Consider the following 14,724-nt stretch of genomic DNA (forward strand, 5'->3'; position numbering starts at 1 on the left):
TGCAAAGGGGCAGCACGGTCCGGGCCAGTGCCGTTACTCCGGCAGCTTGACCACGCGCTGGTGCAAATCCTGCAGGCGGCGCACCTTCAGCGGCTCGCCCAGCTGCATGGCCAGCGCCATCGCCTTGGCTGCCGCCAGTGTGGTGGTGTAGCAAACCTGATGATTTTCTGCACTGCGACGGATATCAGCGGAATCGCGAATGGCCTGACGCCCTTCCGTCGTGTTGACCACCAGCGCGATCTCGTCGTTCTTGATCATGTCGACGATATGCGGGCGACCCTCGCTCATCTTGTTGACGGTTGTAACGGCAATGCCGTTATCTTGCAACACCTGGGCCGTGCCGCGGGTCGCCACCAGCTCGAAACCGAGGGTCGACAGGTCGCGTGCGACGGAAACCACCGCATCCTTATCGAAGTCGCGCACGGAGATGAACACCTTGCCCGACTCCGGCAGTGTATCACCGGCGGCCAGCAGGCCCTTGTCGAATGCCTCGGCAAAGGTAGCGCCAACGCCCATCACCTCACCGGTGGATTTCATTTCGGGGCCGAGGATCGGATCCACTTTCGGGAACTTGTTGAACGGGAATACTGACTCCTTGACGGAGAAGTAATCCGGCACGATCTCATCGGTGAACCCCTGCTCCGCCAGGCTGATACCGGCCTGGCAGCGGGCCGCCACCTTGGCCAGCGAAGTGCCGATGCACTTGGATACGAACGGCACGGTACGGGAGGCACGGGGGTTGACCTCGATCACGTAAATCTCGCCGTCCTGGTACGCCAGCTGGGTGTTCATCAGGCCTACCACACCCAGTTCGCGGGCCATCGCCTTCACCTGCTCGCGCATCTGGTCCTGCACGTCCGCCGGCAGGCTGTAGGGCGGCAGCGAACAGGCGGAGTCACCGGAGTGCACGCCGGCCTGTTCGATATGCTGCATGATGGCACCGATCACCACGTCCTGGCCGTCGGAAACCGCATCGATATCCACTTCGATGGCCGCGTTGAGGAAGTTGTCCAGCAGCACCGGCGCCTCTTCAGACACCTGCACCGCCTCCTTCATGTAGTTCAGCAGTTCGTCTTCCTTGTAGACGATTTCCATTGCACGGCCGCCCAGTACGTAGGAAGGGCGCACCACCAGCGGGTAACCCACTTCCTTGGCTGCCTGCACCGCTTCAGTAATGGAGCGCACAATGGCGTTCTTGGGCTGCTTGAGGCCAAGGCGCATGATCATCTGCTGGAAGCGCTCGCGGTCTTCCGCACGATCGATCTGCTCCGGCGTGGTGCCGATAATCGGCACGCCCTCGGCGGCCAGGTAACGCGCCAGGTTCAGCGGTGTCTGGCCACCGAACTGGACGATCACCCCGGTGGGCTTTTCCTTGCGCACGATTTCCAGCACATCCTCGAGAGTTACCGGCTCGAAATACAGCCGGTCGGAGGTGTCATAGTCGGTGGAAACCGTCTCCGGGTTACAGTTGACCATGATGGTCTCGTAACCGTCATCGCGCATGGCGAGTGCCGCGTGCACACAGCAGTAGTCGAATTCGATGCCCTGGCCGATGCGATTGGGACCGCCACCGAGCACCATGATCTTTTTCTTGTCGGAAGGATTGGCCTCGCACTCCTCGTCATAAGTGGAGTACATGTAAGCCGTGCTGGTGGCAAATTCTGCCGCACAGGTGTCCACCCGTTTGTAGGACGGGTACACGCCCAGCTTCTGGCGGAATTCGCGCACGGTTTTCTGGCTCACACCCAGCAGGTCCGCCAGGCGCTTGTCGGAGAAACCCTTGCGCTTCAGGTAACGCATATGCTCGGCGGTCAGCGCCGAGGTCGGCAGGGATTTGAGGGGCTCCTCGATCTTGATCAGCTCTTCGATCTGCACCAGGAACCAGGGATCGATGGCGGACAGCTCATACACTTCCTCGACGCTCATTCCCATACGGAAGGCATCGCCCACATACCAGATGCGCTCGGCACCGGCCACGGACAGCTCGCGGCGCAGGCGCTCCTTGGCCCCGTCCTCCTCCGGGTCGATCTTGCTCTCCAGGCCAAAGCTGCCCACTTCCAGGCCGCGCAGGGCCTTTTGCAGGGACTCCTGGAAAGTACGGCCGATGGCCATCACTTCACCCACGGATTTCATCTGGGTGGTCAGGCGGGCGTCTGCCTCACCGAACTTCTCGAAGGTGAAACGCGGAATCTTGGTGACCACGTAATCGATGGAGGGCTCGAAAGAGGCCGGCGTCGCACCGCCAGTGATCTCGTTCTGCAGCTCATCGAGGGTGTAACCCACTGCCAGCTTCGCAGCCACCTTGGCGATCGGGAAGCCGGTGGCCTTGGAGGCCAGCGCCGACGAGCGGGATACCCGCGGGTTCATCTCGATGACGACCATGCGGCCGGTCTTCGGGCACACACCGAACTGCACGTTGGAGCCGCCGGTCTCGACGCCAATCTCGCGCAGCACCGCGATCGAGGCGTTACGCATCAGCTGGTATTCCTTGTCGGTCAGCGTCTGCGCCGGGGCCACGGTGATGGAGTCACCGGTGTGCACCCCCATCGGGTCGAAGTTCTCGATCGAGCATACGATGATGCAGTTGTCGTTCTTATCGCGAACCACCTCCATCTCGTACTCTTTCCAGCCGAGCAGGGATTCGTCGATCAGCAGTTCATTGGTGGGCGAGAGATCGAGTCCGCGCTTGCAGATCTCCTCGAATTCCGGCCAGTTGTAGGCCACACCGCCGCCAGAGCCACCCATGGTGAAGGACGGGCGGATGATCACCGGGAAGCCGAACTCTTCCGGGACTTTCTTCGCTTCTTCCATGGAGTGCACGATCTTGGCACGCGGGGTCTCGAGACCGATGGACTTCATCGCCTTGTCGAACAGGTCGCGGTCCTCGGCCTTCTCGATGGCTTGCTTGTCGGCACCGATCAGCTCCACGCCGTATTTTTCCAGCACGCCGTGCTTGTCCAGTGCCAGGGCGCAATTCAGCGCGGTCTGGCCACCCATGGTGGGCAGGATGGCGTCCGGGCGTTCCTGCTCGATGATCTTGGCTACGGTCTTCCACTCCACCGGCTCGATGTAAGTGGCATCGGCCATGGCCGGGTCGGTCATGATGGTGGCCGGGTTGGAGTTCACCAGGATGACCCGGTACCCCTCTTCCCGCAGCGCCTTACAGGCCTGGGCACCGGAGTAATCGAACTCACAAGCCTGGCCGATCACGATGGGACCGGCGCCGATAATCAGAATGCTTTGGATGTCTGTGCGTTTTGGCATCTTTCTTCCGCTTCACGCCGGCCTGGAACCGGTCGTTTTAAAGTTGTCTCTCGGGCGTCTTGCTGTGGTGTCGCTCAGCGGCGTTCCGCCATCAGGTCGATGAACTGATCGAACAGCGGCGCCATGTCGTGCGGGCCCGGGCTCGCTTCCGGGTGCCCCTGGAAGCTGAACGCCGGCTTGTCCTTCACGCGGATGCCCTGGTTGGTCTTGTCGAACAGGGACACGTGAGTCACTTCCACATTGTCCGGCAGGGAGCCCTCGTCGATGGCAAAGCCATGGTTCTGCGCGGTAATCATCACGCGACCACTCTGCAGGCACTGCACCGGGTGATTGCCACCGTGGTGACCGAATTTCATCTTCGCAGTGCGGGCGCCCACAGCCAGGCCCAGCAGCTGGTGCCCCAGGCAGATACCGTAGATCGGCATTTCAGCGTCCAGCAGCTCACGGATAGCCGCGATGGCGTAATCGCAGGGCTCGGGATCACCCGGGCCGTTGGACAGGAAGACTCCGTCCGGCTTCATGGCCAGCACTTCAGAGGCGGGAGTTTCCGCCGCTACCACGGTGATCTCACAGCCACGGTCCACCAGCATGCGCAGGATGTTGCGCTTTACCCCGAAATCGTAGGCCACAACCTTGTAGGGCTGGGCTGCCGGCGCCGGCTTGTGGCCCTCACCCAGCGCCCAGGAGCCCTCGTTCCACGGGTACGATTTCTTGGTCGAGACCACTTTTGCCAGATCCATACCCTTGAGGCCGGCGAATTCCCGCGCCTTGGCCAGCGCCGCGTCGCGATCGATATCCTCACCGGCAACGATGCAGCCACTCTGGGCACCGCCGTCGCGCAGCAACCGGGTCAGGCGGCGGGTGTCGATATCGGCAATGCCGACAATGTTGCGCGCCTTGAGGTATTCCTCCAGTGACTGCTCGTTGCGGAAGCTGCTGGCCACCAGCGGCAGATCCCGGATTACCAGGCCCGCCGCCCAGATTTCCCCGCACTCCTCGTCCTCGGCATTGGTGCCGGTATTACCAATATGCGGATAAGTCAGGGTGACGATCTGACGGGCATAGGAGGGATCGGTCAGGATCTCCTGATAACCGGTCATCGATGTGTTGAACACCACTTCACCGGTGGAGCTGCCGTGGGCGCCAATGGCGCGCCCGTGGAATTCACTGCCGTCGGCGAGGACCAGCAGGGCCGGGGTGGTGCGGGGTATCAGGGACTCCGGCGTGGGGTCAGTTTTAATCAACGTGATCTCCAATCTTCAGGACTGCTTCCGGGCGGGACGGTTCGGGGACGCCACAGGGCTGCGCTGGCGCAGGGACTGCTCGTATCGCCCCTATAAAAAAGCGAGATGAAACTTCCGCTTCATCTCGCTTTTTGGAATTCTTCACACGCGGCTCTCACACTGTGGCCGGCACGTGCCGCCGGCGATGACGGGGCCGCCACTACACAGACAGACCTCGCTGTGGGACATGCCCAAACCGGGCGCAGATTCTACGGCAAACAGACCGCTAGCGCCAGTGCAAAAAAACGCCAATTCCGGCTCGCGCATTGCGGAAACTGCGGCCACACGGTCAGGGCCAACTCCCTTACGGCTCAGGGCGCGAGCCGGGTGAGCCGAAAAAGGCTGCTGCCGGTTTTCAGCTCAGCCCGCTCCAGCATGGTCTTGTTGAGGCGCAGGGCCACATTGGAGCCGCTGCCGGAAAACTCCACCATGCCCCCCGTCGCTGCAAATCGCGGACTGTCGCTCATGGTCAGCACCGGGAAGAATTGCAAGGCGCCAATGATCTCCAGCTGGTCCGCCCTCGGCAGGGCGAGCATCAGCAATAACTGGCAATCCCGCGCCCGCCTCAATTCCCCGTGCGCGAGCGTCTCCACAGAGGCCCGCCTCCCATCGATACTCTGGTGCTTGAGCCGGGCCCAAAGGGGCTCGCGGATCTGGTCGTCGCCGACAATGCATACCCGAAAGGGGGCTCCGGTGCCGTTGAAGGCCTCGATGGGCCACTGGATATGGTGGGCGAAATGGATGATGTAATTGACCATGACCAGGCGGCCGGCCTCTGTCTCGGACAGTCGCGGCGAGGCGCTGGCATTTCCCGCAAACAGTATCACCACCACGCAAGCGCCCACCAATGCGGCCCTGCGTAAAGAGTGAATCCCGGAATACAGCCTGCTACTTTTCATGCCAGCGAATCCGTGCGTTTCGCGATCAACGAAGTGAATCAGAGGGAAACCCTGATCCCCATTGCCGCCCATCCATGGCGGCCAGAGTCCGAATAGGCGGCGGTGGCGGGTGGGGGAGTGCTGCCACCACCGCACCCGTCACGCCCTGGAGACACGCGCAGTCGAATGCGCAGTCTCCCAACTTGAGGGTAGTCTCGGCCCCGACCCTTTGCCAAAGCCGGGCTGCCCGGCAAAGCTGCGGGCTGTCAGTCTTCCGGCGACGAACCGCCAGTATCAGTGGCCTGCAGGCTACTGCTGTTGGCGGAAATGGGCGGGCGCCACTTCAAACCTTTCTCGATGGAGACAATCATGGCGCCGGCGATATCCTTGCGGGTGGCGCTTTCGATGCCCTCCAGGCCGGGGGACGAATTCACCTCGAGCAGCAGCGGCCCTTTCTTCGAGCGGATGATATCCACACCGGCCACCTTGAGGCCCAGCACCTTGGCCGCCTTTACCGCCAGGCGCTTCTCCTCAGCGGTAACCTTGACCACCGATGCCGTGCCGCCCTGGTGGATATTGGCGCGGAACTCGCCCGGGGCCGCCTCACGCTGGATCGCTGCCACCACCTTGCCGTCGATCACGAACAGGCGCAGATCCCGCCCCTGGGCCTCGCGGATAAACTCCTGTACCAGCAGGTTGGCCTTGAGGGACTTGAAGGCATTGATCACCGACTCGGCCGCCTTGCGGGTCTCGGCCAGCACCACCCCGCGCCCCTGGGTACCTTCCAGCAGCTTCACAATCAGAGGGGCGCCACCCACCATGTCGATCAGCTCGTTGGTATCCACCGGCGAGTTGGCAAAGCCGGAGGTAGGAATATTCAGGCCGCTCTGCTGCAACAGCTGCAGGGAGAACAGTTTGTCCCGTGACTGGCTGATAGCCGCGGAGCCATTGAGAGCGAAGACTCCCAGGCTCTCGAAGTGCCGTGTGAGCGCGCAGCCGTAGAACGTCTGGCTGGGGCGGATGCGGGGAATGACCGCATCCAGGTTATTGAGGATGCGCCCATCGCGGTAATGGACTTCCGGATCCGAGGGATCCAGTTTCATATAGCACTGGCGGATATCCAGGAAGCTCATGCGATGGCCGCGTTCGGCGCCCGCCTCCATGATGCGCTGGTTGCTGTACAAATCCGGGTTGGAGGCCAGCAGGCCGATGCGCAGGCCGGTGCCGGCGATATGGTGCTCGTCCCGGTAGTACTCCTCCAGCTCACTGGGGCGAACGTCACCGAGACAGAAACTCTCGGAAGGGTCCACCAACATGCGCCCGAGCATCGCTTCGCGCCCCAGCAGCATCCGGTAGCCCATGCTGTCACGGTTGGTGAGGGTCAGCTCAATATCCCAGACGCTGCCGCCAATGGAGAGGGATGTGCGGATCACCGGACGCTTTTCCGCTTCGCCGGAAGAACTGCGCACCATGCGCTTGTCCAGCAGCTTCGCCTCACAGCGCACCGAGGGCCGCCGCAAGTGCTGCAGCGGGTGCGCCTCGAAGCTCACCCAGGGCTCGCCATCCCGTTTGAATGTCTGGATGTTGTAGGCGTGCAGGCTGGAGGTCTTGGCTCCGGAATCCACCCGCGCTTTGATGGCAGGAATTCCCAGAGCGGGGAAGCTGCACCACTCCTCACTGCCGACAATCAATTTTTTTTCCAAACTCACTGACTCCTTGAACTGGAAAACGCTGCGCACTGTGCAGCAGAAAGCATACTGTTGAGATTACAGACCCAGCACATCGCGCATATCGTAGTGGCCGGGAGCGCGCTGGTCGGCACCCTCGCCTGCCAGCCACAGTGCCGCACGCACGGCGCCGCGGGCAAAAGAAAGGCGGCTGCTGGCGCGGTGGCTGATTTCCACCCGCTCACCGTCAGCGAGGAACATCACCGTGTGATCGCCCACCACATCGCCGCCGCGCACAGTGGCAAAACCGATGGTGTCCCGGTCCCGGGCACCGGTCTGCCCTTCACGACCGTACACGGCCACCTGCGACAGATCGCGCCCCAGGGTATCGGCAACCACTTCACCCATGCTCAGTGCAGTACCGGAAGGGGCGTCCACTTTATGGCGATGGTGGGCCTCGACGATTTCGATATCCGCATCCTGCCCCATGACCCGCGCAGCGGTTTCCAACAGATTGAAACAGAGATTCACACCGGTGGAAAAATTGCTGGCCAGGCAGAGGGGGATCTGTTCTGCCGCCTGCAGCAGCTGCGCTTTTTCTCCGCTGCTGAAACCGGTGGTGCCGATGACGATCGGCTTGCCATGTCCGGCACAGAAAGTGGCGTTGGCCAGTGTGGCCACAGGGGCAGAAAAATCGATCAGCACATCGAAGTCCGCGCCCTCCAACCCGCCGACGATCGGCAGCCCGCAATTGCCAAGGCCGGCCACCTCGCCGGCATCGGCACCGACCAGGCTGGATTCCGGCCGTACCACGGCAGCGGAGAGTTGCGCCCGATCCGACTGCGCCAGCGCCTCAGCCAATGCTCTTCCCATCCGGCCACCAAACCCGGTGACTGCAACCTTCACTGCCATGGGACCTCCCCTCCTTGCATAAAGCGGCGGATTCTACCGCGCAGCACCGGTACCTGTCCCTGCGCTAGCGAAAAGATAACAGAGCCGCACCGTCCAACCACGGGATCGGGCAATAGATGGCGGCTATTTTCTCCAACGGCTCGGCGATCACGTTTCCCGCCCTAACCACAGGCCTGGCTTCGGAACCTCCTGGAGATTGGATAATGCCGCCTCACACAGTCTCACAGGTAATAAGCGCACGGGCGATCCTGCCGCCCAGTTGGGCGCTGCTCACGTCATCCGGCTTTCCTTTACCGGCTGTGTACGCGACGAAGGGCCGGGGCCGGACTTCTGAAAAAAATATGACGATATCACCGACGGGGTGAGCCTGCGCCTGGAACTGACGCCGGGGCAGGAAGAGAACGCACTGCCGATCCTGGAGCGGAATTTCCAGCGCCAGAAAGAAATGCTGAAGCCCTGTGGTTGCCTTACTGGACGCTTGCCACACCTTTGTCAGCAGTAAGTGGAGGAGATCAATGCCAGGATGCTCGCCATCTGCGCCGGGACCGGGTTGCGTTGGTACCGTTACTGACACCGGGCCAGCTCGAGCCCCTGAAGGAAATCCAGCGGGAGCATCATCGGGAGTTTCGCCGACGACTGGAGAAAAAGGGCGGGGCCGCTCTGGAGGAGCATACAGATGGCGAAGTAAGGGAGAGGGTTGACGGCGCTGCCGGGGCTGCGCCGCAAACGAATCACAGCTTCATATCACCGAAGAAGTTTTTCACCCCTTCAAACCAGCCGGTCTGGCGGGGAGAATTTTTCTTTTCACTCAGGGTACCGGCAAATTCCTGCAGCAGCTCCTTCTGCTTGCCCGTCAGGTTGACCGGGGTCTCGACCACGACCCGGCAAAGCAGGTCACCGGGCGCACCACCGCGCACCGGAGTCACGCCCTTGCCGCGCAGGCGGAACAGCTTGCCGGTCTGGGACTCGGCCGGGATCTTCAATTTTACCTTGCCATCCAGGGTCGGCACTTCCAGCTCGCCGCCGAGGGCCGCAGTGACAAAGCTGATCGGCACCTCGCAGTAAAGGTTGCGCCCGTCGCGCTGGAACAGCTCGTGCTCCTTCACCACCACCTGGACATACAGATCTCCGGGCGGTCCGCCATCCGGCCCCGCCTCGCCCTCGCCAGACAGGCGAATGCGGTCACCGGTATCCACACCCGGCGGCACTTTCACGGACAGGGTCTTGGTCTCCTCCACACGCCCGGCGCCGTGACAGCTACTGCAGGGATCGCTGATGATAGTGCCGCGCCCGCGACAGTTGGGACAGGTCTGCTGGACGGAGAAAAAGCCCTGCTGTATGCGCACCTGGCCGACACCGCCACAGGTGCCACAGGTTTGCGGCTTGGAACCGGGCTTGGCCCCAGAACCGTCACAGGTGCCACAGCCAACCAGAGTGGGCACACGGATCTTGACGGTGGTGCCGCGCACTGCGTCCTCCAGGTCCAGTTCCAGGTCGTAACGCAGGTCAGAACCCCGTGCCGGGCCGCCCCGACGGCCACCACCGCCGCCAAAGATGTCGCCGAACACGTCGCCGAAAATATCGGAGAAACCGCCGAAGCCACCGGCTCCGCCGCCCATCTGTCCCTCGACGCCCTCGTGGCCGAACTGGTCGTAAGCGGCTTTCTTCTGCGGATCGGACAGCACCTCGTAGGCCTCGTTGGCCTCCTTGAACTTGGCCTCCGCCTCTTTGTCATCGGGATTGCGGTCCGGGTGATATTTCATCGCCACCCGGCGGTAGGCTTTTTTCAGCTCTTTCTCGTCCGCACTTTTGCTGACACCGAGAATTTCGTAGTAATCGCGCTTCGACATAAATCTGTTTCTCTGGACCGGCCAGCTTGCCGGTCAGGCTGTCTTTGTTCTCTTTCTCCCGAACCCAAACACGCCGCTCTCCCGTCGGCGATATCGCCCACTACCGGTTCACCGGCCGCAAACGACAGGGGCGCGGCGGCCCCTTTCGGTAAACCGCCGCGCCCCGCGAAGGACTTTCAGCCCGCTGGTTCGCGGCTTACTTGTCCTCTTTCTTGTCGTCCTTCACTTCTTCGAACTCAGCATCCACGGCGTCGTCGCCACCGGACTGCTGGCCCTGCTCGCCGCCGGCTGCGCCCTCGGCACCCTGCGCCGCCTGCGCCTGCTCGGCGTACATCTTCTGGGCCACCGGGCCGGAGGCCTCGGTCAGCTTGGTGGTGGCCGCTTCCATGGCCGCCTTGTCGTTGCCCTTCACGGCTTCTTCCGCCTCAGACAGCGCCGCCTCGATCGCAGACTTCTCATCGGCGGTGACTTTGTCACCGGCCTCCTCGAGGGTCTTCTTGGTAGCAGAAATCAGGCTGTCGAGGGTGTTGCGCGCTGTGACCAGCTCCTCGAACTGCTTGTCTGCCTCGGCATTGGCCTCGGCATCCTGCACCATCTTTTCGATCTCTTCATCGGACAGGCCGGAGGAGGCCTTGATCACGATGGACTGCTCCTTGCCGGTGGCTTTGTCCTTGGCGTGTACATGCAGGATGCCGTTGGCATCGATATCGAAGGTCACTTCGATCTGCGGCATGCCGCGCGGTGCCGGCGGGATATCCGCCAGGTCGAAGCGGCCCAGGGACTTGTTCTGTGCCGCCTGCTTGCGCTCACCCTGCACCACATGGATGGTCACGGCCCCCTGGTTGTCCTCGGCGGTGGAGAATACCTGCGACTTCTTGGTCGGAATAGTGGTGTTCTTGTCGATCAGCGGCGTGGCCACACCACCCATGGTCTCGATACCCAGGGTCAGGGGGGTCACATCCAGCAGCAGCACGTCCTTCACGTCGCCAGACAGCACTGCACCCTGAATCGCAGCGCCCATGGCTACGGCTTCGTCCGGGTTCACGTCCTTGCGCGGCTCCTTGCCGAAGAACTCGGTCACTTTCTGCTGCACCAGCGGCATGCGGGTCTGGCCGCCGACCAGGATCACCTCGTCCACACCGGAAGCGGACAGGTCCGCGTCGGCGAGGGCGGTCTTGACCGGCTCCAGGGAGCGGGTCACCAGGTCTTCCACCAGGCTCTCCAGCTTGGCGCGGGTCAGCTTCACCACCAGGTGCTTGGGACCGGTGGCGTCTGCTGTGATGTACGGCAGGTTCACCTCGGTCTGCTGGCTGGAGGACAGCTCGATCTTGGCCTTCTCGGCCTCATCCTTCAGGCGCTGCATGGCCAGGGGATCGCCCTTGAGGTCGATGCCCTGCTCTTTCTTGAACTGCTCGGCCAGGTAGTCGATCAGGCGCAGGTCGAAATCCTCACCACCGAGGAAGGTGTCACCGTTGGTGGACAGCACCTCAAACTGCTTCTCACCGTCGACGTCGGCAATCTCGATGATGGAGATATCAAAGGTACCGCCACCCAGGTCGTAGACTGCGATGGTGCGGTCACCGCCCTTCTTGTCCATGCCGTAAGCCAGCGCAGCCGCAGTCGGCTCGTTGATGATGCGCTTTACGTCCAGGCCGGCGATACGGCCGGCATCCTTGGTGGCCTGGCGCTGGGAGTCGTTGAAGTAGGCCGGCACGGTGATGACCGCGGCATCGACCTTATCACCGAGGAAGTCCTCAGCGGTCTTTTTCATCTTCTTCAGCACTTCGGCGGAGATCTGCGGCGGCGCCTTCTTGTCGCCCCTCACTTCCACCCAGGCATCGCCGTTGTCGGCTTCGATGATCTGGTAGGGCACCATCTTGATGTCCTTCTGCACCACGTCATCCTTGAACTTGCGGCCGATCAGGCGCTTGACCGCGTACAGGGTGTTCTGCGGGTTGGTCACCGCCTGGCGCTTTGCAGACTGGCCCACCAGGATCTCGTTGTCATCGGTGAAGGCAACGATGGACGGCGTGGTGCGGTTACCCTCGGCGTTCTCGATCACGCGCGCCTTATCGCCTTCCAGAACCGCCACACAGCTGTTGGTGGTACCCAGGTCGATGCCGATAATTTTTCCCATCAGTAAGTCCTCTAGTCTCTGCGCGCGGCCCTGTGCCGGGGCCTGTGCGCGTTTGTATTCGGTGTTGCCAGCTATATTGGTGCCGGCCTTACGATTTCAAGGGGCTTTCTTCAGCTCCGCCCCAAATTCCCTTATGGGGCTTTGCTGACAACGACCATCGCCGGGCGCACCAGCCGGCCGTGCAGGCGGTAACCTTTCTGGAACACTTCCAGCACGGTGTTGGGCTCCACGTCGCCGTTCGGCACCTGGGTCATGGCCTGATGCAGCTCCGGGTCAAAGGGCTCGCCGGTCGGGTCCACCGCCTCGACACCGTTCTTGGCCAGGCTGTCCAGGAAAGATTTGCGGGTAAGTTCGATGCCCTCGATGACGGCCTTGTTGGCCTCGTCACCACTGTCGATGCTGGCCAGTGCGCGCTCCAGGTTATCCACTACCGGCAGCAGGTCCTGCAGCAGCTTTTCGGTCGCATACTTGCGTGCACGGTCGATATCCTGCTCCGCCCGCCGCCGGGCATTCTGGGCCTCGGCCTGGGCGCGCAATACCGTATCCCTCTGGATGCCGATCTGCTCCTGCAGGCTGATGACTTGTGCTTTCAATGCCTCGGCACTGTGGGCCTCTTCGTGCAGGGCCTCCTCGGCCTCGTGCTGCTCCTCGGAGGAGGGGACTTCCATCTCCACCTCGGGCCTGTGCTCTTCAGGCTCGCTGTGCTGGTCGCTCAGGGCTTCGTGGTGCTCGGCCCCGCTGTCCATATTCTGCTTTTCTTCGCTGCGCTCTCTGGCCACTGCTGTACTCCGTCGCGTCGGGTGTCAAATAAATCGCGTGGTGTTCGGTCCGTTCCTCGCCGCCGGACGCCTGTCCCACGGCAAATCTCGGCAAGTGCAGGGCTATATGGGGCCTAAGCCCTATTCTTCAAGTGGATTTTCACGTGAGAGTAATGTCCCGCTGCCCCTCTGGCGAACAGGCATCCATTACTGTATAAATAACCACTGATTCACCCAGTGCCGGACCCGCCCCGGCGACCCAATAAGAACGGCCAAAGAAGCGATTCCTATGTTGCTGCACCTGTCGATCAGTCAGTTCACCCTGGTGGACCAGCTGGAGCTGGAATTCGGCCCGGGCACCAGCGCCCTGACCGGTGAGACCGGCGCCGGCAAGTCCATCACGCTCGACGCCCTGGGCCTGGCCCTCGGCGACCGCGGCAGTGCCGACCTGGTCCGGGCCGGCGCCAACCGCGCCGACATCCACGCCACCTTTGATATCGCTGACCACCCGGAAGCGTCCGCCTGGCTGGAAGAGCAGGAGATGGACGCCGGCCGCGAAGTGATCCTGCGCCGCACCATCAGCGCCGACGGGCGCTCCCGCGCCTATATCAATGGGCAGCCGGTGACCCTGCTGCAGCTGCGCGCCCTGGGCGAGCAGCTGATCGATATCCACAGCCAGCACGAACACCAGTCGCTGCTGAAAAAGGAAACCCATCGCCGCCTTCTCGATGAGTACGCCGAAGCGCAGGCGCTGGCGGCGGAAACCCGCATCCATTTCAAGACCTGGCAGGACCGCTACCGCCGCTACCGCGCCCTGGCAGAGAGTGTCGAGGAGACCGAAGCCCGCCGGGAACTGCTGCAGTACCAGCTGGAAGAGCTGGAACAACTGGACCTGAAACCGGATGAAATAGAGTCCCTCGAGAGCGAGCAGCGCCAGCTGGCCAACGCCGGCGAGATCCTCAGTGGCAGCTATCAGCTGGCCGCAATGCTGTCCGGTGGCGAGGGCGATATCGCCGAACAACTGCACCGGGCACTGCAACTGCTCACAGCCATGCCGGAACAGTCCCCCGCACTGGCCGAGGTGGGTCAGATGCTCGACAGTGCGCGCATCCAGGTCGACGAGGCTGCCGGCACCCTGTCCCGCCATATCGACGGTTTCGAAATGGACCCCGAGCGGCTCGCCGAGGTGGAGGAGCGCCTCAGCGCCATCTACCAGACTGCACGCAAGCACCGGGTCCAGCCCGAACAACTGCCGGAACTGCAGGCACAGCTGCAGGCGGAACTGGACGAGATCGGCGCACCGGATGCCCTCGACAAGATGGCGGCTGAGTGCGAGACCCTGGAATCCAGCTATCGGGAGGTGGCCGCGCGCCTCAGCCAGTTACGGGCGAAGGCGGCCCTGCAGCTCGCGGAAGCCGTCAACAGGCAGCTGGCCGCGCTGGCCATGCCCCACGCGCGCATCGAGCTGGCCCTGCAGCCACTGGAGAAACCCGCTGCCAGTGGCCTGGAGGAAGTGGAGATCCTGATCGCCACCAACCCCGGCCAACCGCCGCGGGCTCTGGGCAAGATTGCCTCGGGTGGCGAACTGTCACGAGTCAGCCTGGCCATTCAGGTAGTGACCGCGCAGACCTCCCGCACCCCCACCCTGGTGTTCGATGAGGTGGACGTGGGTATCGGCGGCGCCACCGGCGATGTGGTCGGACGCCTGCTGCGGCAGCTCGGAGAGTCCCGCGACGGCCGCACTGGCCAGGTCATCTGTGTGACCCACCTGGCACAGGTGGCGGCACGGGCGCACCGCCAGTACCTGGTGGAGAAGCATGCCGACGGCGACAGCGCATTTGTGTCCCTGCGGGAACTGGAAGACGCTGAACGCCGTGTGGAAATTGCCCGCATGCTGGGGGGCGAACCCACCGAGCAGTCCCTCGCCCATGCCGGTGAGATGCTGGAGCGGGCCTGAAAATCTGACCAGAGGGCC

Annotated in this window: 9 protein-coding genes and 1 pseudogene; 1 reads left to right on the forward strand and 9 read right to left on the reverse strand. The window is 62.7% G+C overall.

Features of this window, described 5'->3' with window-relative positions; genetic code table 11:
- Nucleotides 1-33: 33 nt before the first annotated feature.
- The 9 genes and pseudogenes from carB to grpE form a co-directional block, all read right to left on the reverse strand.
- Complete coding sequence (gene carB / locus LVD12_RS06325) at nt 34-3,264, reverse strand: carbamoyl-phosphate synthase large subunit (protein ID WP_237066557.1); 3,231 nt, start codon at nt 3,262-3,264, stop codon at nt 34-36.
- 74 nt (nt 3,265-3,338) lie between these two features.
- Complete coding sequence (gene carA / locus LVD12_RS06330; protein WP_237066559.1) at nt 3,339-4,508, reverse strand: glutamine-hydrolyzing carbamoyl-phosphate synthase small subunit; 1,170 nt, start codon at nt 4,506-4,508, stop codon at nt 3,339-3,341.
- Nucleotides 4,509-4,858: 350 nt separating this feature from the next.
- Complete coding sequence (locus LVD12_RS06335) at nt 4,859-5,446, reverse strand: YfiR family protein (protein WP_237066561.1); 588 nt, start codon at nt 5,444-5,446, stop codon at nt 4,859-4,861.
- Nucleotides 5,447-5,691: 245 nt separating this feature from the next.
- The gene (rimK, locus tag LVD12_RS06340; RefSeq protein ID WP_237066855.1) at nt 5,692-6,642 is read right to left on the reverse strand and encodes a 30S ribosomal protein S6--L-glutamate ligase; all 951 of its coding nucleotides are present in this window, start codon (nt 6,640-6,642) and stop codon (nt 5,692-5,694) included.
- Nucleotides 6,643-6,726: 84 nt separating this feature from the next.
- A pseudogene (locus LVD12_RS06345) lies at nt 6,727-7,164 on the reverse strand (ATP-dependent zinc protease family protein); the annotation flags it as partial.
- Between the two features lie 27 nt (nt 7,165-7,191).
- Nucleotides 7,192-8,004, reverse strand: a complete 813-nt coding sequence (dapB, locus tag LVD12_RS06350; RefSeq protein ID WP_237066563.1) for a 4-hydroxy-tetrahydrodipicolinate reductase — start codon at nt 8,002-8,004, stop codon at nt 7,192-7,194.
- 731 nt (nt 8,005-8,735) lie between these two features.
- Entirely contained in the window at nt 8,736-9,854 is a 1,119-nt protein-coding gene (gene dnaJ / locus LVD12_RS06355) for a molecular chaperone DnaJ (RefSeq protein WP_237066565.1), read from the reverse strand.
- Between the two features lie 196 nt (nt 9,855-10,050).
- A complete protein-coding gene (dnaK, locus tag LVD12_RS06360; protein WP_237066567.1) occupies nt 10,051-11,991 on the reverse strand; it encodes a molecular chaperone DnaK in 1,941 nt (646 codons plus the stop codon).
- Nucleotides 11,992-12,122: 131 nt separating this feature from the next.
- Nucleotides 12,123-12,770, reverse strand: coding sequence for a nucleotide exchange factor GrpE (gene grpE, locus LVD12_RS06365; protein ID WP_237066569.1), 648 nt, complete (start codon nt 12,768-12,770; stop codon nt 12,123-12,125).
- 268 nt (nt 12,771-13,038) lie between these two features.
- Here grpE and recN point away from each other — a divergent pair, with 268 nt between their 5' ends.
- Complete coding sequence (recN, locus tag LVD12_RS06370) at nt 13,039-14,706, forward strand: DNA repair protein RecN (RefSeq protein ID WP_237066571.1); 1,668 nt, start codon at nt 13,039-13,041, stop codon at nt 14,704-14,706.
- The last annotated feature ends 18 nt before the right edge of the window (nt 14,707-14,724 follow it).

Origin of the sequence: Microbulbifer guangxiensis (genome assembly GCF_021729075.1) — a bacterium.
Lineage (GTDB): Bacteria > Pseudomonadota > Gammaproteobacteria > Pseudomonadales > Cellvibrionaceae > Microbulbifer > Microbulbifer guangxiensis.